Genomic DNA, 21,614 nt, shown 5'->3' with positions numbered 1-21,614 from the left:
GCCGTGCCCGGCAGCGTTCCGCCTCCGCCCCAGCGCGGTCTGCGCACCGAGACCATCTCCCGGCAACTGCGCCAGGAAATCCTCTCCGGCGAACCGGCCACCGGCGCCAAACTGCCCTCCGAACGGGAGCTGGCCGTGCGGTTCGGGGCCAGTCGCAACGTGATCCGCGAGGTGTTGCGCAGGCTGGAGGCCCAGCATCTGATCGAGATCGCGCCCGGTCGCGGTTCGTTCGTGGCCGAACGGTCCGCTGCCGAGGCGCACGGCTACGACGCGCTGTACCGGACCAGCAGGCCCACCGTGCGCCAGGTGATGGCGGCCCGGATCGTGCTCGAACTGGAGACCGTCGCGCTGGCCACCCGGCATGCCAGCGCGGCCGAGGTGGCCGCGATCCGGGCGGCGCACGAGCGGGTGCTGGCCGCGACCGACGTGGTGGCCAAGGCCCAGGCCGACGTGGACTTCCACGACACCATCGCCGCGGCCGCGGGCAACCCGGTGCTGCGGATCATGCTGGCCTCGATCAGCGGCATGATGTTCGAGATCATGCTGCGCTCCAACTCCGAGTCCGCCGACCCTGGTCCCGGCGTGCCGCACCACCCGGAGATCGTGGCCGCCATCGAGGCCCGCGACGTCGATCTGGCCCGGCACTGCATGCACGAACACCTGGCCCTGGCCGGCCGCAGCTGGGGACCGGCGGCGGACCTGAGCGTGGACGCGATGGCCTCCCACCACCTGGAAACCCTCCTGCACCGCACCCACCCGCCAACCTGAGCAGGTCACCGGAAGTTCCCCGTCCGCCGTCGAGTTGGCCAAAGTGGTACGCCCGGTTGGGCAAACTGGGCGTACGACTTGGGCCAACTCGGTGTTGGGCGGGTTGACGGACCGGTCCTGGCCCTTGCTCCTGGGCGGCCTCGGACGTACTGTCTGGCCGAACTGGTCCTACCAGTTGGACCAGGTGAGGAGGTGGGGCGTCGATGTCGCCGACCCGGCGCGGGTTCCTCACCATGCTCGGGGCTGTTTCCGCTGGTGCCGCCCTTGCGGGCTGCGGTTCGGGCGGGACTGGGCGGGATGCGCCGTTGCGGGTGCTGGCCGCGAACCACGTGTGGACGCGGGCGGTGCGGGAGCGGATCGGGGAGTTCGAGGATCTGGTGCGCAGGCGGGTGACGATCACCATGCTCACCGGGGATCAGCTAGCCAGTGCCTACAACGTCAAGCTCAACGCCTCGGCCACCGACATCGACGTGCTGATGGTGCGGGCACTGCAGGAACAGGCGCTGTTCACCCGCAACGGCTGGCTGGCCGACCTGACCGACCTGGTGGCCGGGGACGCCGACTACCGGTGGTCCGATGTGCAGCAGGCGCCGCGCACGGCCTCGATCGTGGACGGCCGGGTGCGGTCGGTGCCGGTGGTCACCGAGCGGCCGGTGCTCTACTACCGCAAGGACCTCACCAGCCCACCCGGCACGCTCGCCGAACTCCTGGACAGCGCGGTGCGGCTGCATGATCCGGGGCGTGGGATGTTCGGCGCGGTGGGGCGGGGGCAGCGGACCGGGGCGGTGACGCAGTGGTCCAGTTTCCTCTACTCCCACGGCGGTGACTTCGTGGTGGACGGGCGGTCGGCGATCGCCAGCCCGGCCGCGATCAGCGCCTACCGGTACTACGGCGAACTGCTCGGCCGGGCCGGGCCGCCGGGGGTGGCGAACATGAGCCTGGAGCAGGCCATGCCGGTGTTCGCGCAGGGCAAGGCGGCCTTCTACGTGGACGCGGACGCGATCTACACCAGCATCGTCGATCCCAAGACCTCGCTGGTGCGGGACCGGGTTGGTTTCGCGCCGTTCCCCGCGGGACCGGCCGGGGCGCGGCCGTACAACGTGCCTTCGTGGAGTCTGGGGATCAACCGGTTTTCCTTGCTACCGGAGGATTCCTGGCGGTTCCTGCGCTGGGCCTCCGCTCCGGCGATGGTGGCCGCGTTGCAGGCCAAGGGGATTCCGGGGGCGCGGGAGTCGGCGTGGGCCGATGCCGGCACGCTGACCGGGTTCCCGGCGGAGCTGGCGGCGGCGATGCGGGTCAACGCGCGCAACGGGATCGGCTCTGATCGGCCGCGGGTGTTGCAGGTCGGGCGGGCCAGGGACATCGTGGGCGCGCCGCTGGTGGCCGGGGTGCTCGGGCAGCCGGTGGAACCGGCGGCGCGGGCGGCCGATGTGGAACTCGCCGCGTTCCTGGTGCGGGATAACCGGCACCGGGAGCACCGGTGACCGGGGCGCGGCGCAGGCTGCGCTGGTTGATGCTGGCGCCTGCGCTGGCCTTCGTCGGGCTGATGATCGTCTTTCCGCTGGTGTTCACGGTGTACCTGAGTTTCACCGACGCTTTTGGCGCGGTGAACGCCGATGCCGGGTTCGCCGGACTGCGCAACTACGCCGACGCGCTCGGCGACGGCCGCCGCTTCTGGCCCGCGCTGTGGCGCACGGTGGTGTTCACCGTGGGCGCGGTCGCGGTGGAGTCGGTACTTGGGCTGGCGCTGGCCATGTTGCTGCGCAAGGCTTTCCGCGGGGTGCGTTGGGTGCGCACGGTGCTGATCGTGCCGCTGCTGACCGCGCCGGTGGCCATCGGCGTGCTGTGGCTGCTGATCCTGGATCCCACCAACGGCGTGGCCAACCACCTGCTGACCGCGATCGGCCTGCCCCGGCAGGCGTTCCTGGGTTCGGTGAGCGGGTCGCTGCCCACGCTGATGGCCATCGACGTCTGGCAGTGGACGCCGATGATGGCGATCCTGTTGCTGGCCGGGCTGTCCACGCTGCCCACCGAACCGGAGGAGGCCGCGCTGGTGGACGGAGCCAGTGCCTGGCAACGGTTCCGGCACGTGGTGCTGCCGATGTTGTTGCCCGCACTGGCCGCGGCGGTGCTGCTGCGCGCGGTGGACGCGCTCAAGACCTTCGACCTCATCTACGCCACCAAGGGCGCGGGCGGTGGTTCCGCGTTCGAGGCCGAGACGCTCAACGTGCTGGCCTACGGGCTCACCTTCGACTACCAGGAGTACGCCCTGGCTTCGGCGGTGCTGGTGTTGTTCACCGTGGTCATCGTCGGCGTGGTGCTGGTCGTGCGCCGCCGCCCGGGAAGGGAGGCCGCGCGAAGCCCTGGCTGCGTGGTGGCGCGATCACGGTGGCGCTGCTGGTTTTGGTGCTGCCGGTGGTGTGGATGGTGGCCTCGGCGTTCAAGACCAACGTGCAGATCACCGATCCCGGTTCCTGGCTGGTGTTCACGCCGACGCTGAAGAACTTCGGCACCGTGCTCTCCGGTGCCGAACTGCCGTCCTCGATGCTCAACTCGCTGATCGTCGGGGTCACCTCCACCGCGCTCTCGGCGGTGCTGGCGGTGCCCGCGGCCTGGGCGGTGGGGCGTTTTCGCTTGCACGGCACGGGTTCGCTGGTGCTGGTGGCCCGGATCGTGCCCGCGATCTCGCTGCTGGTGCCCTGGTACTACCTGTTCGCCCAGCTCGGTCTGGTGGGCAGTTACACGGTGCTGGTGCTCAGCCACATGTTCGTCTCGGTGCCGCTGATCCTGTGGGTGATGATCAGCTTCTTCGAGGGCCTGCCGGTGGAACTGGAGGAGGCGGCGCAGATCGACGGGCTCACCCCGTTCGGCACCTTCCTGCGCATCGCGCTGCCACTGGCCATGCCGGGCATCGCCACCGCCTGCGTGCTGGCCTTCATCTCCAACTGGAACAACTTCATGTTCGCGCTGATCCTGGCCGATGAGGACACCAAAACCCTGCCGGTGACGCTGTTCTCCTTCGTCTCCTACGCGGGCACCGACTGGGGTGGGCTGATGGCCGCGGCCACACTCACCACGCTGCCCGCGCTGGCGGTGGCCCTGTTGGCGCAGCAGCACATCGTCGCCGGGCTCACCGCAGGCGCCACCAAGGGCTGAGCGCCCGGAAAGAGGTAGGCAGTGAAGATCGTCGACGCGAGCGTGCTCGTGTGCGGTCCCGGCCGCAACTACGTGACGGTGCGGATCGAGACCGACGAGGGCGTCTCCGGCCTGGGCGATGCCACCCTCAACGGCCGCGAACTGTCCGTGGCCGCCTACCTGTCCGAGCACGTGCTGCCCACGCTGATCGGCAGTGATCCGCACCGCATCGAGGACACCTGGCAGCAGCTCTACCGCGGCGCGTACTGGCGGCGCGGCCCGGTCACCATGGCCGCCATCGCCGCGGTGGACGTGGCACTGTGGGACATCAAGGCCAAGGTCGCCGGACTGCCGCTGTACCAGCTGCTGGGCGGGGCCAGCCGGGACCGGGTGCGCACCTACGGCCACGCCGCCGGCCGCGACCTGCCCGAGCTGTTCGACTCGGTGCGCGCCCGGCGGGCCGAGGGTTACCAGGCGATCCGCATCCAGTCCGGAATCCCTGGGCTGCAACGGGTTTACTCCATCGCGCAGTCCGCGAACACGCCGGGGATGCCGGTGGTGGAGGACTGGGACACCGCCGCCTACCTGCGCCACATCCCCGGCGTGTTCGAGGCCGTGCGTAACGAGTTCGGCCCGGAACTGCCGCTGCTGCACGATGTGCACCACCGGCTCACCCCGCAGCAGTCCGCCCGGCTGGCCAAGTCCCTGGAGCCCTACGACCTGTTCTGGCTGGAGGACTGCACCCCGGCCGAGGACCAGTCCGCGCTGCGCCTGGTCCGGCAGCACAGCACGATCCCGCTGGCCATCGGCGAGGTCTTCAACACCGTCTTCGACTACCAGACCCTGATCACCGAACGCCTGATCGACTTCGTCCGCTCCCCCGTCACCCACTTCGGCGGCGTCACCGCGGTCAAGAAACTCCTGGATTTCGCGGCCCTGTACCAGATTCGCAGCGGTCTGCACGGACCTGCGGACATCTCGCCGGTGGGCATGGCCGCCGCGGTGCACCTGGGCCTGGCCATCCACAACTTCGGCATCCAGGAGTACTCCGGCTACCCGGCCCAGGCCGCCGAGGTCTTCCACCCCGGCTACACCTTCACCGACGGCCACCTGCGCCCTGGCGAGGCCCCGGGTCTCGGTGTCACGCTGGACGAGCAGGCCGTGGCCGCGCACCCGTACCGGCGGGACTACCTGCCGTACAACCGTTTGCTGGACGGCACCTTGCACGACTGGTGACCCGCGGGCGGGTGCGGCGTGCCGCGGGGTTCACCGCCCGGGGCACGGTGGCACCCCTTCTCCAGGGGGAAAGTATTCCGGCCAGTGGTCCAGGGCGAGGCGGCGCGGGGCGGCGGCGCAGATGGTGTCCGCCACGCGTTCGGCGTCGACGTCGAGCACCCTGGCGATCGGGTCGTTGCCGCCGGTGGCCACGGTGCGCCCGTCGGGGTTGAACGCCACGGACCACACCGCCTCGGGATGGCCGGTGACGACCGCGGACTCCGCGGGATGGCGGGGATCCGTGACATCCCACAGCCGCAGGGTGCGGTCCCAGCTACCGGTGGCCAGGGTGCGGCCGTCCGGGCTCAGCGCGACCGCGTTGACGTTGTCGGCGTGCCGCAGCACGGCGAGTTCGGCGGCCGTGCCGGTGTCCCACAACCGCACCGTGCGGTCCCAGCTGCCGGTGGCCAGGGTCTTGCCGTCCCGGCTGAGCGCGACGGAGATGACCCCGTCGGTGTGACCGGCGAGCACGGCCAGTTCAGTGGGGTGGCGGGGATCGCGGAGGTCCCACAGGCGGGTGGTCCGGTCCCAGTCCGCGGTCGCCATCCTGGTGCCGTCGCCGCTGAAGGCGAGTGTGTTGACGCCCTTGCGGTGCTGGGTGAGCAGGGCCAGCCTGCTCGGGCGGGTTCCGGCGGCGACCTGCCACAGCGAGACTGTGGCGTCCAGGGCGGCCACGGCGAGGATCTTGCCATCCGGGGTGAAGGCGACGGCGTTGACGTGCTGGGTGTGTTCGGTGATCTCGTGCAGCGGCACGGGTTTCCGGGGATCGCCGAGGTCCCACAGCCGGGCCGTGTGGTCATAGCTCGCGGTGGCCAGCAGGCGCCCGTCGGGGCTGAAGTCCAGTCCGCACACCGAATCCCGGTGACCGGTCAGCACCGCCAGCTCGGTCCGCGCACGGGTGTCCCACAGCCGGACCGTGTGATCCCAGCTGCCGGTGGCCAGCAGCCTGCCGTCCCGGCTGAACGCCACCGCGCAGATCGAGTTGCCGTGACCGGCGAGGGTGGCGCCCGCCAGGTCCCACAGCCAGGTCGTGGCGTTCTTGCTCGACGCGGCCAGACCGCGGCCATCGGGGCTGAACGCCACCGACAGCACATAGCCGGTGAGCCCGCTGAAGGTGGTCAGCTGGCGGCCACTGCCGACCTCCCACAGCCGGGTCGCCCGGTCCAGGCCGCCGGTGGCCAGCAGCCGGCCGTCCGGACTGAAGGCGGCGGCGCGCACCACGTCGGTGTGCCCGGTCAGCACCCGGGGCGGCGCCGCCGGGTCGGCCAGCTCCCACAGCCGCACGGTGCGGTCCTGGCCGGTGGTGGCCAGCAGGCGGCCGTCCGGGCTGTAGGCCACCCAGGTCACCGCCGCGGTGTGCCCGCTGAGCACCCGCGGCGTACCGAGCCGGGGCAGCGCGGTCACCTCCCACAGCCACGCGGTGCCGTCCCAGTTCGCGCTGGCCAGCTGCCGGCCATCGGGTGTGAACGCCAGGGACACGCTCACCTGGGGCACCGTGACCGCGGCCAGCTCCACCGGCTGTCGCGGGTCCGTGGCCGCCCACAACCGCACCCGGGAGTCACCTGCCGCCGCCAGCACCCGGCCGTCCGGGCTGAACACGACGGAGTTCACGTTCCCGGTGAACCCGGTGAGCACGGCCGTGGTGCGCGGTGCGGCGGGATCGCTGATGTCCCACAGCCGCACCGTGTCATCCCAGCTCCCGGTGGCCAGCAGCCTGCCGTCGGCGCGGAAGGCCACGCTGTGCACGTTGTCGGTGTGCCCGGACAGGGTCGCGATCTCCTTGGGGCGGTGCGGATCCGCCAGGTTCCAGAGCCGGGCGGTGCCGTCCTGGCTCGCGGTGGCGAGCAGCCGTCCGTCCCGGCTGTAGGTGGCCATGTTCACCTCGTCCTGGTGTCCCAGGAGCTGGGTGGCGTACGGCGTGGTGAACGTGCTCAGCAGCGCGCCGCGGGTTTCCGTGGTCGAGGCGAGGCGGTAGGCGGCCAGCCCCAGCTGCGCCGCGGCCTCCGGATCGGCGGCACGTAACGCCTGGGACTGGGCCGCGACCCGCGCACCGACGGCGATATCGCGCTGCCGGTCGGCGGTCGCGCTGACCCGCAGGGCGTACACGGTGGTGGCCGCCCCCAGCAGCACACACACGGTGAGCAGGCCGACCAGTCGGCGCAATCGCCGGGCGCCGCGCCGGGCGCTGACCTGTTCCCTGGCCCGCGCGGCCATGCTGGCCGCAAGGAATTCCCGTTCCCGCCCGCTGAGCACCGAACCGCGGTCTCTGGACAGTTCGGCGGCCAGTTCCAGGTGGGTGCCGCGGTAGAGCGCGCCGGGTTCGCGGCGCACCGACTCCCACGCGTCAGTGGCCTCGGTGAGCCTGCGGTGCCGCCGGATCAGCTCCCGGTCCTCGGCCAGCCAGCCCCGCAGCCGCGGCCAGCGGCGGATGAGCGCCTCGTGGGTGATCTCCACCGTGTCCCGGTCCAGGGTCAGCAGCCGGGCGTGGGTGAGCCGGTCCAGCACGAGCGCCACCGCCGGGTCCGCCAGATCCAGTTCGCCCCGGCGGATCCGGCGTTTGGTGTCCTCGGTGCCCTCCCCTGGTGCGATCAGCCGGAGCAGCAGATTCCGCGCGACCCGCTGCTGCTCCGGTTCCAGCGCCGCGTACACCGACTCCGCGGTCTGCGCGAGCGCGCCGTCGATGCCACCGGAGGCCAGGAAACCGGTGAGGGTCAGGGTGTTTCCGCGTCGCCGCCGCCAGGTCTCCAGCAACGCGTGCGAGAGCAGCGGCAGTGCCCCCACCTGTCCGTGCGCGTCCGCGATGAGCCTGGCCAGCAGCGCGCCCTCCACAGTGCTCCCGGCGGTCGCCGCGGGCCGCACGATCGCCGACCGGAGTTCGTCGGTGGTCATCGCGCACACCGCGACCTGGGCCTGCCGCAGCTTCGCGAACAGCTGCGGATAGCCGGTGCAGTGCGGGTAGAAGTCGGCCCGGACGCCCAGGATCACCCGGCACCGGCTCTGCCGTCCGGCGGCCAGGGCCATCAGCAGGTCGACGAACCGGTCCCGGCGCACCGGGTCGGCGCACAGGGTGAAGGTCTCCTCGAACTGATCGACCACCACGACCAGCTCGGCATCTGCCGGCGCCGTCGCCAGGCGCGCGTGCGCCAGCCGGATCGCGGACCGCGGATCGGCGTCCTCGATCGTGCCGCCGAGCGCGCTGCCCAGCTCCTCGATCGGCTGCGCGCCGGGAGAGAACAGCACCACCGGCCATTCGGCGGGCAGCCGGGGCAGCAGTCCGGCCCGCAGCACCGAGGACTTGCCTGCCCCCGAAGCGCCGAACACCGCGACCAGTCGCCGCTGCCGCACCAGCGACAGCAGCTCGGTCACCAGCTTCTCCCTGCCGAAGAACCAGTCCGCGTCCTCCCGCCGGAAGGCCGCCAGCCCGGCATAGGGCGCGGTGTCACCGTCGGCGGCTGGCGGGGTCGCCAGGCCGAGTTCGGCGGCCACCTCATGCCAGCGGCGTTCCCACTCGGCCAGATCACCGCCGCAGCCGCGCGCGTAGGCCAGGGTCACGGCCAGTGTTGGCAGTTTCCGGCCGGCCGCGGCCTGCGACAGGCTCGCCACGGAATAGTGCACCCGCTGGGCCAGCACCCGATAGGTCGGGCTGCCCGCGGCCGCGCGCAGCGCGCGCAGGCCGGCCGCGAATCGCAGCAACGCGTTGTCCCCGTTGTCCAACGGACGTTCCACCCGCGGCACGGCGTTCACCCCCCAGTTTCGCCCGGGTCATTCTGACCGGCGGCAACAGGCCACACATCGGCCAACCGGCCGCACCCGAGTTGTGCAGACCTTGGTTGTTCAAGCAGGCGTGCCGACCGTGAACAACCGCCAAGCCCTACAACTACCTCCGGGTCGGCGGGCGCATCCGCTCGCTGCCGCCACGCCACACGCGCTCGTCCTACTGGGGGAAAGAGCAGCCATGGGTATGTACTCAGCTTCTGTCCGGGGCCATTCGCCTGCCGGCCGCGTCGTGTTGTCCGTCCTGGTCGCCGCGCTGGTCGCGAGCGTGGTGTCCTCGGCCCCGCCCGAGCAGGCGCGGCCACCCGCGGACACCCCGGTGGCCGCGGCGCCGGACGCGGCCACCGCCATCGCCGCCGCCGTGCGGCAGAACTCCCCGGTCGAGGTGCTCAGCGAACGCACCGGGACCCGGACCGTGCTCGCGCATCCGGATGGCAGGCACACCGCGAAACTGACCGCCCAGCCGACCAGGTTCCAGCGGGACGGCGACTGGGTGCCGATCGACCGGACCCTGCGCACTCGGCCGGACGGCACGATCGCGCCCAGGGCGGCAGGCGATGACGTAGCCCTCTCCGGTGGCGGCACGGCGCCGTTGCTCCGGTTGGCCGAGGGCGAGAATCTGCTTGCCCTGCACTGGCCGGAGAAGCTGCCCGCGCCCCGGCTGGCCGGCAACGAGGCGACCTATCCCGAGGTGCTGCCCGGCGTGGACCTGATCATGCGGGCCGAGACTCAGGGCTACCAGCAGCTCGTGGTGATCAAGACCGCGGCGGCGGCGCGGAACCCCGCGCTGGCCCGGATCGCGTTGCGGGCCGAGACCAGCGGGGTCACCCTGACCGCCGAGGACTCCGGCGCGCTGCGGGCGGTGGACCGGGCGGGCAGGCCGGTGTTCAGCGCCGCGCCCTCGGTGATGTGGGACGCCGGTCGCGCCCGCAGCGCGCCGGTGGGCGTCGAGGTCGCCAAGGGGGTGCTGACCCTGGTGCCGGACCAGCGTTTCCTGGCCGACCCGGCCACGGTGTACCCGGTGACGGTGGACCCGACCGTCACCCCCTTCCACAAATCGCAGTGGGCCACCACGCTCTCCGGCAAGCCGGGCACCACCTACTGGGGTAAGAGCGCGGACCCGGTCCACCCGGACTGGGCACAGGTCGGGCAGTGCTACAACGCGCACGGCGACTGCCACGGCATCGGCGAGGCGTGGGCCTACTTCCAGTTCGAGACCGGCTTCCTCAGCGGCAAGAACGTGCACTGGGCCAGGTTCTATACCCAGGCCGCGCACAGCCCGAACTGCAACACCCACACGCACGTGCTGCGGCACTTCCACCACGGCATCAACGGTGACATCAGGTGGGACAACCGGCCGGTCGGTCCAGTGTGGACGGAGTTCGGCTCGCCGCCGGGCGTGGGCTGCGCCGGGCACCGAGGGGTCGAACTCGACGTGGCGGGCGCGCTCAACCGCGGCGGCACCACCACCTTCTCCCTGCAGGCCCACAACGGCGGGGCGCAGGAGGCCTGGCGCAAGTACTACTCCGGGAACACCTGGGTGGAGGTGGAGTGGAACCGGACTCCGCACAACCCGACCGGGCTGCGCACCGATCCGCCGCTGCCCCAGCCGTGCCGGTGGTGTGCGGGCGTGCCGCACATCGGCGACGCCACACTGCGGATGATCGCCGAGGTGGCCGACCCTGACCAGGACCAGGTCCGGGCGAGCTGGCGGGCCCAGGTCCAGGGCAGGCCGCTGTGGACCAAGGACGCGGAGGACTTCAAGCCCTCCGGGGTCAGCCACGACTGGGTGCTGAACCTGAACAACGAGCACGGCAGATCGGTGGCCTGGTGGGTGCACGGCGTCGACCGGGCCACCGGCGGCGGGGCCAGTCACGGGCAGTCCTTCGCAGTGGACCGGGTCGGCATCACGGCCAGACCCGAGGTGCGCAGCGCGGCCTACCCGGAGGACAACGACTGGCACGGCGGAGTGGGCGTGCCCGGCTCGTTCACCTTCGCCCCCGGCGCGGCCTGCGACGCGCAGAACACCCACGGGGTCTGCGATATCGACCACTACCGCTACAGCTGGACGAACCCGCCCTCGGCCGAGTCCAAGGTGAACGCGGACGCGCTCGGCGGCCCGGCGACCGCCCTGCTCGCACCGCCAGGGGACGGACCGCGGACGCTGTACGTGCAGAGCGTGGACCGGGCTGGGCACGCCAGCCCGGTCAAGGAGCACCGGGTCTACGTGCGGCCGGGAACCGGCCCGTTGGCCAAGTGGTCGATGGAGGGCAATGTCAACGACACCGCCTTCCTCGGTGACCGGCACGGCAGCACCCAGGGCAACGTGACCTACGCGCCGGGCGCGGTCGGCTCGGCCATGGTCGGCGACGGCGCGCCGGGAACCCAGGTCACCGCACCGAACACGGTGCGCACCGACTCGGGCTTCTCCCTCTCGGCCTGGGTGAAACTGGCGCAGGCCGACGGCGCCCGGCGCACCATCCTGCGCCAGGACGGCGCGGCGCAGGCGGGATTCGCACTGCGCTACGACGGCGACACCAGATCCTGGGTGATCGCCTTCGCCCAGGAGGATTCGGCCCGACCGGACCAGGAGTGGTACTTCGTCCGCTCCAGTGGCGAGCCGGTGGCGGGCACCTGGACCCACCTCGCCGCCACCTACGACGCCGGCTCCCGGCAGATCGCGCTCTACGTCGACGGTGTGCTCGCGGGCACGGCGCAGCGGCGGGTGGCCTGGCACGCGAGCGGCCAGGTGCGCATCGGGCCGGACTGGAACGGTGCCCTGGACGAGGTGGCGCTCTACGACCGGGTGCTCTCCGCCGCCGAGGTCAGCGCCGAGGTGCGCCGGGACAACGTGCAGACCGGGTACTGGCGGCTGGATGACAAGGACGGCCGGACCGCGGCCAACTCCGCGGAGGGCGGCGAGGCCGGGATCCTGCACGGGGACGCCAGATTCAGCGACGGCGGCGCGGTCAACCGGGCGGTGCGGCTCGACGGCGACGGCGACCACGTGGCCACCAGCAGGCCCGCGGTGCGCACGGACCGCGGCTTCTCGGTGGCCGCCTGGGTCAAGGCGGACCGGTTCGTCACCGGCGGCACCTCGATGACCGCGGTCAGCCAGGACGGCGACCGGCACAGCGGCTTCTACCTGCAATACAACAGCGAGCACAACGGGTGGCTGTTCACCCGGTTCGTGGCGGACCAGGACGAGATGCCGCCGGTGGCCTGGATCGGCTTGAAGGCCAAGCAGAAACCGGTGGCCGGCGTCTGGACCCACCTGGCCGCCACGTTCAACGCCACCGACCGGAAGATGACCATCTTCGTCAACGGCGAGCACGGTGGTGAGCTGACCCTGCCCACCGCGCCGTGGCACGCGGGCGGTCCGCTGGTGATCGGCCGCGGCAAGTTCAAGGGCAACCCGGTCGACCACTGGCCGGGCGCGGTGGACGAGGTCCGCACCTACAGCCGGGCGCTCTCGGCCGCCGAACTGGAAGGCATCGTCACCCGCAACCAGGTGCTGGCCGGGTCCTGGAAGCTCAACGGCGACCTCACCGACGACAGCCCGAACGGCAAGAACGGCGAGGCCAAGGGCAATCCGGCGTGGACGGCCGGTCAGGCCTCGATTCCCGATCCTGCCGACATGGCGATCAGCCTGGACGGCGTCGACGACCACGTGCGCACGGCCCCGGTGGTGGACACCACGCAGAGCTACTCGGTCTCGGCCTGGGTGCGGCTGACCGAACGGCAGTCCGGCTGGCACGCGGTGGCCAGTCAGGCCGGGGCGAAGGTGCCCGCGTTCACCATGGGCTACAGCGGTTCCGACGCGAATCCGCCGCACCGCTGGGTGGCCCAGATCAACGGTCCGGACGTCAACAACCCGAGGACGACCAGGGCCACCTCGGACACCCAGGCGCAGACCGGGGTGTGGACCCATCTGGCCGCGGTGTACCGGGCGGGCACCGGCGAGCTGACCCTCTACGTCAACGGCGCCCAGTCCGCCTACGCCAAGCTGACCGATCAGCCCACGTTCAACGCGCAGGCCGCCTTCGAGATCGGGCGCGGCATGTGGAACGGCGGGTTCGGTGAGTTCTTCCGCGGCGCCGTCGACGATGTGAAGGCGCACAGCAGAGCGCTCTTCGCCGAGGAGATCCGGGTGATGGCAGGCCGCGATCCGGCCCTGGTGCACCACTGGCGCTTCGACGAGGGCGGCGGCGGCACCGCGGCGGACTCGGTCGGCGCGCGCCCGGCCACCCTCAGCGGCGCGGTCCACGGACCAGGCCGGGTGGGCAACGCGATCCGCTTCGACGGCCAGGACGACGTGGCCTCCACCACCGGGGTGGATCTGCGCACCGACAACGCCTTCACCGTCTCCGCCTGGGTCAACCTGGACAAGCCCGGACCGTGCGCCGGGGTCTGCGCGATGACGGCGGTGAGCGCCGACGGCGGGAGGTCGAGCGGGTCCAGCAAGTTCCGGCTCGGCCACCGGATCGACAACGACCAGGCGCCGGAGGGCAAGTGGGTCTTCGAGCTGCCCGAGCGCGACGGCACGGTGACCGAGGCCGCGATCTCGGTGCGGCCCAGTCAGTTCAACACCTGGGTGCAACTGATCGGGGTGTATGACGCCAGGGCGGGCCAGGTCTGGCTCTACGTGCACGCGGGCGGCGAGGAGGCCGATATCGACGACGGCACGTTGCTCAGTCCCTGGCAGGCCGAGGACGGCGTCCTGCGCATCGGCCGTGGCCAGCGCGAGGGCGCGGCGGCAGGCCACTGGCGGGGCAGTGTCGACGATGTCCGGCTTTACGCGACCGGCCTGGAGGCGGAGCGGATCACCGCGCTGCACCGGTCCTACGCGGCCAGTGCCGCGGCACCGGAACTGCCGGTGGCCGGTGGCGGGCACTGGCGGTTCAACGAGAACGGCGGGAGCACCGCGGTGGATGCCAGCGACCGCGCCCAGCCCGCCACGCTGCGGGGCGGCGCGAGCCGGGCCTCCGGCCGGGAGAACCTCGGACTGCGGCTGGACGGCACCAGCGGATTCGCCGAGACGGCCACACCGGTGGTGAACACCACGGGCAGTTTCTCCCTCAGCGCGTGGGCCCAGGTGAGCCGCAACTCCGGCGACCACCAGACCGTGGTGGCCCAGGACGGCGCGACGCAGAGCACGTTCCTGTTGCAGTACCAGCCTTCCACCGGACGGTGGACCTTCGAGGTGCCGGTGGAGGGCAAGGACAGCATCGTGGTGTGGTCGGCCGAACCAGGGCTGACCGGGCTGTGGACCCATGTCGCGGTGACCTATGACGCGGTGCTCAAACAGGCTCGCTTCTACCTCAACGGCATGGTCTCCTCCGTCCACGTTGGACTGTCCATTCCGGAATCAACCGGCAAGTTCACCATCGGCCGGGGCAAGCGCAAGGGCGGCGATATCGACTTCTTCGCGGGCAACCTCGACGATGTGCGGGTCTTCGATCGCAAGGCGTTGACCGAGGGCGAGGTCCGCAGGCTGCACGACGATGTGCCGATCCAGAACCACGGCACCTGGTCCTTCGAGGGCACGGTGGCCGACACCTCACCCCGGGCTGAGCCGACCACCGTCTCCGGCGGCACCCGCTACGAACCGGGGATCCGGGGCCAGGCACTGTGGCTGGACGGCCGCACCGGCGCGGCGGCGACCCAGCAGATCAGTGTGAACATGCTGGACAGTTTCACCGTCTCGGCCTGGGCCAACCTCTCCGGCACCGGGGCCGACGCGACCATCCTCGGTCAGGACGGCGCCCGGATGAGCGGTTTCCTCCTGCAGTACAACAAGGATCTCGGCCGCTGGGTCTTCGGTGCGGCGAAACAGGACGCCGACCTGGAGCAGCTGGTGCACGCCCACTCGCCGCGCGCGCCGGAGCCGAACACCTGGACCCATCTGACCGGCGTCTACGACAACGCCGCCCGCGAGCTGCGGCTCTACGTCAACGGTGAGCTGGTCGACGTCCAGGACAACGCGCCGCTGTGGCCGGCCTGGGGCGCCTTCACCCTCGGGCGCGGCAAGGTCAACGGTCAGTCGGCAGGCCACTTCGCGGGTCTGCTGGACGAGGTGCGCACCGATCTCGGCATCGTGCCGGCGCAGGAGATCGCCCAGCGGGCCGCGCAGCCGCCGCCCGCGGGTGGACAGCTGGCCCGGTTCGTCAACGCCTCGGGTCAGCGGAGCACGGCCAACTCCGCGGGGACCCCGGCCGATCCGTTCACTCCGGTGCCCGCGGGCCACCGGTTCGAGCGCCCGCTGGGCAGGCTGCTCACGGCCGGGCAGCCCGAGACCCGGCTGTTGCGCACCTGCCGCACCGGGACCGAGGAGTTCACCTCCGCCGACCCCGCCTGCGGCGGTGGGACCACGGTCGCTGACCTCGGCTGGGCGTACCAGACCCCGCCGGAGACGGTGCCGACGGTGGCGCTGTACCGCTGTGTCACCGGAACCGACCGGTTCGACTCGCTCGACCCCGGCTGTGAGGGCGGCACCCAGCAGGAACTGCTCGGCCACACGGTCGCGCACGCGCCGCTGGCCACCTACCGGCACACCCAGGACGAGGAGCTGACCACGACGATCTTCGGTGTCCCGCCGGGCTATCGACCTGCGGGCACACCGGGTCTGGTGTTGCTCACCGAGGCGGCGGGCACCCGGCCGCTGTGGGCCTGTCGCAAGGGCCTGGACGCCTACGTCAGCGCCGATACCGCCTGTGGCGGGGACACCCAGACCGGTCCGGCAGGCCGGGTGTGGACCGAGCCGCGGCCCGGCTCGTCGAGCACACCGCTGTACCTGTGCCAGACGGCGCGCGGGGAGCGGTTCAACTCCACCGATCCGGACTGCGCGGCGGCGGGCACCCCGCCCGCCGTGCTGCTCGGCCACCTGCTGACCACCGGAACCAGGGCGGATGGGCGATGAGACGACACTGGACGAGACGCGGCCTGTCCCGGGCGCTGCTGGTCGTGCTGACCGCCGCGCTGCTGCCCGCGCTGCCGATGGCCGCCGCGGCCGCACCGGCCTCCCCTGGGCCGTCGGTGCCGCTGCCGGAAACGAGATCGGCGGCCGTCACGCCCGAATCGGGTCAGTCCCGCGGGCCGGACGAGGCCTCCCGCCGGGCGCTGTCCACCGAGCAGTCCCCGATCGCGAACACCCCGGACGCCGGCACCCCGGCGGCAACCCCGCTCTCGCCCTCGGCGAGCTGGGAGGTAGCCACCCACAGCGGTGACTTCAGCTGGTCCTATCCGCTGCGGGTGCCTCCGGCGCCCGGCGGGCTGGAGCCGGAACTGGCGCTGTCCTACCGCTCCTCCGCCGTGGACGGCCGCTCCAGCGTGACCAACAACCAATCCTCCTGGATCGGCGAGGGCTGGGACCTGTGGCCGGGCTTTATCGAACGCAGCTACGGCAGCTGCCTCGACGACGGCCACCAGACCGGGGACCTGTGCTGGCGCAACGACAACGCCACCGCGGCGTTCCCCGGCTCGGGCGGCACGCTGATCCGCGGCGAGGGCGACACCCGATGGCACCTCAAATCCGATGACGGCGCGAAGGTCGAGCGGATCCGGGATCCGAATCACCGCAACGGGGACAACGACGGCGAGCATTGGCGGATCACCACCACCGACGGCACCCAGTACTTCTTCGGCTCCCAGCCGGACTCGAAGTCGACCTGGACGGTGCCGGTCTTCGGCGACGACCGCGATGAGCCCTGCCACCGCGGTCCCTACGAGACCTCGCACTGCGCGCAGGCCTGGCGGTGGAACCTGGACAAGGTGGTGGACCGCAACGGCAACGCGATCCGCTACTTCTACGAGACCGAGGCCAACCGCTACGGCCTGAACGTAAAGAAGGCCGGGGCCGACTACATCCGCGGCGGCACCCTGCGGCGCATCGACTACGGGCTGCACGAGGGCCTGTCCGCGCCCGCGACCGGACGGGTCGAGTTCACCCTGGCGGACCGCTGCGTTCCCGGCCTGCCCGCGGCCTCCTGCGGCCAGGACAAGACCGGGAACTGGCCGGACACCCCGCTGGATCTCGGTTGCGGCACACCGGAATGCGATGACCACGTGCCCTCGTTCTGGACCACCCAGCGGCTGACCGCCATCACCACCCTTATCCGGCGTGGCACGGACTACACCCCGGTCGACCGCTGGACGCTGGGCCAGCTCTACCCCGAACCCGGCGACCCCAGCGGCAAACGCAAGGAGAACGCCGCGCTCTGGCTGAAGGAGATCAAGCACACCGGACTGGTCCACGGTGCGATCGAGCTGCCGCCGGTCACCTTCGAGGGCACCCAGCTGGCCAACCGGGTGGACGGGCCGGGCGATGGCCGCTCCGCGATCTGGCGCTACCGGATCACCGGGGTGATCTCCGAATCCGGCGGCGTCACCTCGGTCAACTACGCGCCACCGGAGTGCACCCCGGCCAACGTGCCAGCCAGGCACGAGGACAACCGGCTGCGCTGCTACCCGGTGAAGTGGAAGAACCCGGGCGGCGCGGTGGAAACCCAGTGGTTCCACAAGTACGTGGTGTCCTCGGTGATCCAGTCCGACCTCGCCTCCAGCAGCACCCAGACCGAGACCCGCTACGAATACCTGGACGGCGCGGCCTGGCGCTGGGACAACTCCGAGTTCGCCAAGGAGGAGAACCGGACCTGGAACGAGTTCCGCGGGTTCGGCCGGGTGCGCACCCGCACCGGCTCGGCGCAGGACCCTGGCGGCAGCCCGGTGGCCATGACCGAGGCGCGCTACCACCGCGGCATGCACGGCGACCGCGGCCGCCAGGAGATCCGGGTGTCGGACTCCCTCGGCGAACCCGGCACGAGTTCCCGCCTGGACTGGGACTGGTTGCAGGGCATGGAATTCGAGACGACCACCTACGCCGACGGCCAGAGCGCCGACCCTGCGGTGCTGGAGCGCACGGTCAGCTACCCGGTCTGGCACGGTCCGACCGCGAGCCGGGGTCCGCACCAGGCCTACATCGTGCGCACGGGCGCCGAACGCGGGTTCACCGCGCTGGAGACAGGTGGCTTCCGGGAGACCAAGACCAGCACCTCCTACGACCACCCGGTCACCCCCGGCCTGTTCCCGACCAAGGTGGACGACCTGGGCGATGTGGCCACCAGCGCGGACGACCGGTGCACCACGACCGCCTACGCCCCCAACACCACGACCTGGCAGCTGGATCTGCCCGTCGGCGAACGGGTGGTCTCCCTCGGGTGCGGCAGCACGCCGAAGTTCCCCGAGCACGCTCTCTCCGAGGGCCGCTTCGGCTACGACGACAAGGGAAACAAGACCAGTGTCGAGGTCGCCAGGGAACGACCGGCGGCCGGGCCGGTGTGGACCACCGCGGGCAGCACCAAGTACGACAGGCACGGCCGGGTCACCGAGACCACCGATCCACTGGGCAGGCGGAGCACGGTCGGCCACACCCCGGCCGAGGGCGGTCCGGTCACCGCGGTCAGCACGACCAGCCCGGCGACCCAGTCCCTGCCCCAGGGCCTGGTCGCCACGACCACCCTCGAACCCGCCACCGGGACGCCGGTCAAGGAGGTCGACGCCAACGGCCGGGTCACCGAACTGGCCTACGACGCGCTGGGCCGCCGCACCCAGGTCTGGCTGCCCAACCGGCCCCGCCCGGACAACCCCAGGGGCAGCACCGAATACGCCTACCAGGTCCGCCGGGACGCGCCCTCGGTGGTGACCACCAGCCAGGTCGGCCCGAAGGGCGCGCACACCACCCGCACCGCCCTGTTCGACGGGTCGCTGCGACCGCGGCAGACCCAGACCGCGGCGGCGGGCGGCGGACGGCTGCTGGTGGACACCCGCTATGACTCACACGGCCGCGCCTACAAGACGACCCAGCCCTACTTCAACTCCGAGCCGGTGGACGGCATCCTCCGGGTCGCCGCCGACACCGAGATCCCCGGTCTGACCCGCACCAGGTTCGACGGCGTGGGCCGGCCGGTCAAGGCGGTGTACCAGCAGGGCGCGCAGGACGCCTGGTCGAGCAGCACCGGCTACGGCGGCGATCGCACCCACAGCACGCCGCCCGCCGGGGGCACCGCGACCACGGTGATCACCGACGCGCACGGCCGCACCACCGAGCGGCGCCAGTACCACGCGCCGACGCCGACCGGGAGTTTCGAGGCCACCAGGTACGCCTACGCGCCCAACGGCCAGCTCGCCGAGGTGACCGGTCCGGACGGCGCGGTGTGGCGGTTCGGCTACGACCTGCGCGGCCGCAAGACCTCTACCACCGATCCGGACGCGGGCGCCACCACGATGGACTACGACGACGCGGGCCGCCTCACCTCGACCAGGAACCAGTTGGGCCGCACCACCTTCCGTGGCTACGACGAGCTGGGCCGCAAGACCGAACTGCGCGAGTCCGGCCCGGCGGGCCCGGTGCTGGCGCGGTGGACCTACGACACGGCGGGCGCGGGCAAGGGCCTGCCTGCCACCGCGACCAGGTTCCTCGGCACGGACGCCTACACCACCAAGATCGGCGGTTACACCGCGCTGAACAAGGCGCTGTCCACCTCGGTGACGCTGCCAGGCAGCGCGGGACTGCTCGCCGGCACCTACACCTGGGGCTTCGGCTACGGCGCGGACGGCACTGTCACCGGCGAGACCTACCCGGCCGTGCCGAACGCGGATCAGGTCGGCGCGCAGACGGTCAACCACGACCACGACCACTCGGGCCGGCCGACGATCACCCGCACCGGCGGCGGGGTCACACTGGTCAGCGGCACGCTGTACACCCGCTACGGCGAGATCGAGCGCCTGGAGCAGGGCGCCGAGCCACGCCGGGCGTGGCAGTCCTTCTACTACCACACCAGCACCCGGCGCCTGATGCGGTCCATTGTGGACACCGAGACGCCTGCCCCGATGCGGTCGGACCTGCACTACACCTACGACAAGGCGGGCACGATCACCTCGATGGCCGACCGGACCCTGGAGCGGCCAGCCGACATCCAGTGCCTGCGGCACGATCACCTGCGCAGGCTGACCGAGGCGTGGACCACCACGGCCGCGCGCTGGCAGGAGTCCGACGGCGCCAGTGACGGCGGCTGCACCGGCGAACCCGCCGCGGCGGAGGGTCCCGCACCGTACTGGCACAGCTACCGGCACGGCCCCGGCGGCAACCGGGTCGAGGAGACCCAGCACGTGGCCGGGGCGAAGCGCACCCGGGAGTACCGCTACCCCACCGGGTCCCAGCCGCACACCCTGCGCTCGGTGGCCGGCCCGGCGGGCGCCGAGACCTACGACTACGACGCCATCGGGCAGCTGACCCGGCGCAGCACCCCCGGCGCCGACCAGACCCTGGACTGGGACCTGGAAGGCCGCCTGACCAAGGTGACCGGCACCGGCGGCGAGACCGGTTACGTCTATGACGCCGACGGCACCCGCCTGCTGCGCAAGGAACCTGGTGGCACCACGCTGTACCTGGGCAAGCAGGAGGTCTTCCTGTCCGCGGCAGGCGGCAAGCCGATCGTCACCCGCTACTACACCCACGGCAAGTCCGTCGTGGCCATGGCCACCGGCGCGACGATGACCTGGCTGGCCGGTGATCACCAGGGCACCAGTCAGGTGGCGGTCAACACCGGGACGCTGGCCGTGGCCCAGCGGCGCCAGCTGCCCTACGGCGCCCCGCGTGGCGAGCCGCAGGGCAGCTGGCCGGGAGAACGCGGCTTCGTCGGCGGCACGATCGACACCTCGACCGGGCTGACCAATCTGCGTGCCCGCGAGTACGACCCTGGCACCGGCCGGTTCATCAGCCCCGACCCGGTGCTGGATGTGGCCGACCCGCAGCAGATGCACGGCTACGCCTACGCCAACAGCAATCCGGTGACCTTCAGCGACCCCTCCGGTCTGGCCTGCAGCGGCCCGGACGGCATCGGCTGCGGCCACAAGGTCAGCAAGGAGGGCTACGGCGACCAGCGCGACAAGGCCAACCGGGACAGGTACAAGGCGGCGCAGAACAAGTGGGTGAACAACTACCGGGCCGCGCGGGCGCGGACCCAGGAGAAGCTGCGGCAGCCGGTGATGCGCAACGGCGACGGCATCCGCTGTGCCGACGGCGCCAAGACCTGCAAGTCGGGGGTTGGCGCGGCCGAGGCGCGGGAACGGCACCAGCGGGATCTGGAGCGCTCACGCGTCATCCGGGAGCAGATGAACGCGAACTTCCCGAAGGAGGCCAAGGCGTTCATCCTGGAACTCGACGGTGTCGACTGGGCCAGGTTCGAGTCCGGCTCGGTCTGCGTCGAGGCGGGTGCGGGTGTCCTGGTGCATGCCTCCGTCACCGGGTGCGTCAACTGGGATTCGGTGGGCTTCACGGTGAGCGGCAACGTCAAGGGCGGTCTGATCGCCGGTGGTGGCGCGCACGTCTCGGTGGTCATCCGGGCCAACGATGTGGCCGCGGACAAGGTGGACAAGGGGCTCTACTTCACCGGGGAACTCGGTCCGAAGGTGATGGCGGGCGTGGGCGGCGGTCTCAAGGCGGTGGCCGAACACAGCCTGACCGACGGTGGCCGCCATGCCTCGCTCGAAGCCGAACTCGGCACCGGCGTGCACGCCAGTCTCGGCGGTGGGTACGTCCAGTTGGGCCTCAATCCCGGTTACCGCAAGAAGTGGGCTGATTTATAGTCCACTGTGGACTGTTG

At 71.6% G+C, this 21,614-nt stretch carries 8 protein-coding genes; 7 read left to right on the top strand and 1 reads right to left on the bottom strand.

All coding sequences use genetic code 11. The annotated features are described in order from the left end of the window. Positions 1–3: 3 nt before the first annotated feature. The 5 genes from ACTOWY_RS34475 to manD all read left to right on the top strand — a co-directional run bounded on the left by ACTOWY_RS34475 (position 4) and on the right by manD (position 5,139). A complete protein-coding gene (locus ACTOWY_RS34475) occupies positions 4–768 on the top strand; it encodes a FadR/GntR family transcriptional regulator (RefSeq protein WP_441313786.1) in 765 nt (254 codons plus the stop codon). Positions 769–971: 203 nt separating this feature from the next. Further along, positions 972–2,252: an ABC transporter substrate-binding protein gene (locus ACTOWY_RS34470; RefSeq protein ID WP_441313785.1), complete on the top strand. Its 1,281-nt coding sequence runs from the start codon at positions 972–974 to the stop codon at positions 2,250–2,252. After that, positions 2,249–3,268: a carbohydrate ABC transporter permease gene (locus tag ACTOWY_RS34465; RefSeq protein WP_441313784.1), complete on the top strand. Its 1,020-nt coding sequence runs from the start codon at positions 2,249–2,251 to the stop codon at positions 3,266–3,268. Before ACTOWY_RS34470 ends, ACTOWY_RS34465 begins: the two co-directional genes overlap by 4 nt. Continuing rightward, positions 3,193–3,924, top strand: coding sequence for a carbohydrate ABC transporter permease (locus ACTOWY_RS34460; RefSeq protein WP_441313869.1), 732 nt, complete (start codon positions 3,193–3,195; stop codon positions 3,922–3,924). The genes ACTOWY_RS34465 and ACTOWY_RS34460 overlap by 76 nt, the downstream gene beginning before the upstream one ends. A gap of 21 nt (positions 3,925–3,945) precedes the next feature. Continuing rightward, entirely contained in the window at positions 3,946–5,139 is a 1,194-nt protein-coding gene (manD, locus tag ACTOWY_RS34455; RefSeq protein ID WP_441313783.1) for a D-mannonate dehydratase ManD, read from the top strand. A 30-nt stretch (positions 5,140–5,169) separates the two neighbouring features. Here the strand turns inward: manD and ACTOWY_RS34450 are convergent, their stop codons facing one another. Further along, positions 5,170–8,904, bottom strand: a complete 3,735-nt coding sequence (locus ACTOWY_RS34450) for an nSTAND1 domain-containing NTPase (protein ID WP_441313782.1) — start codon at positions 8,902–8,904, stop codon at positions 5,170–5,172. A 280-nt stretch (positions 8,905–9,184) separates the two neighbouring features. On the opposite strand from ACTOWY_RS34450, the gene ACTOWY_RS34445 reads away from it, so the two are divergent. Both ACTOWY_RS34445 and ACTOWY_RS34440 read left to right on the top strand, forming a co-directional pair. Next, a complete protein-coding gene (locus ACTOWY_RS34445; RefSeq protein WP_441313781.1) occupies positions 9,185–15,871 on the top strand; it encodes a LamG-like jellyroll fold domain-containing protein in 6,687 nt (2,228 codons plus the stop codon). Then, positions 15,868–21,597: an RHS repeat-associated core domain-containing protein gene (locus ACTOWY_RS34440; RefSeq protein WP_441313780.1), complete on the top strand. Its 5,730-nt coding sequence runs from the start codon at positions 15,868–15,870 to the stop codon at positions 21,595–21,597. The genes ACTOWY_RS34445 and ACTOWY_RS34440 overlap by 4 nt, the downstream gene beginning before the upstream one ends. Positions 21,598–21,614: the final 17 nt, after the last annotated feature.

This window comes from Crossiella sp. CA198, from assembly GCF_052078295.1.
GTDB lineage: Bacteria > Actinomycetota > Actinomycetes > Mycobacteriales > Pseudonocardiaceae > Crossiella.
The sequence above is the reverse complement of the archived record's forward strand: the minus strand, read 5'-3'. Positions and strand labels throughout refer to the sequence as shown.

What these genes read in the sequence shown, in the direction of transcription:
- ACTOWY_RS34440 (WP_441313780.1), top strand. Translation starts at nt 15,868, where the DNA reads ATGAGACGACACTGGACGAGACGCGGCCTGTCCCGGGCGCTGCTGGTC.
- ACTOWY_RS34460 (WP_441313869.1), top strand. Translation starts at nt 3,193, where the DNA reads ATGGTGGCCTCGGCGTTCAAGACCAACGTGCAGATCACCGATCCCGGT.
- ACTOWY_RS34470 (WP_441313785.1), top strand. Translation starts at nt 972, where the DNA reads ATGTCGCCGACCCGGCGCGGGTTCCTCACCATGCTCGGGGCTGTTTCC.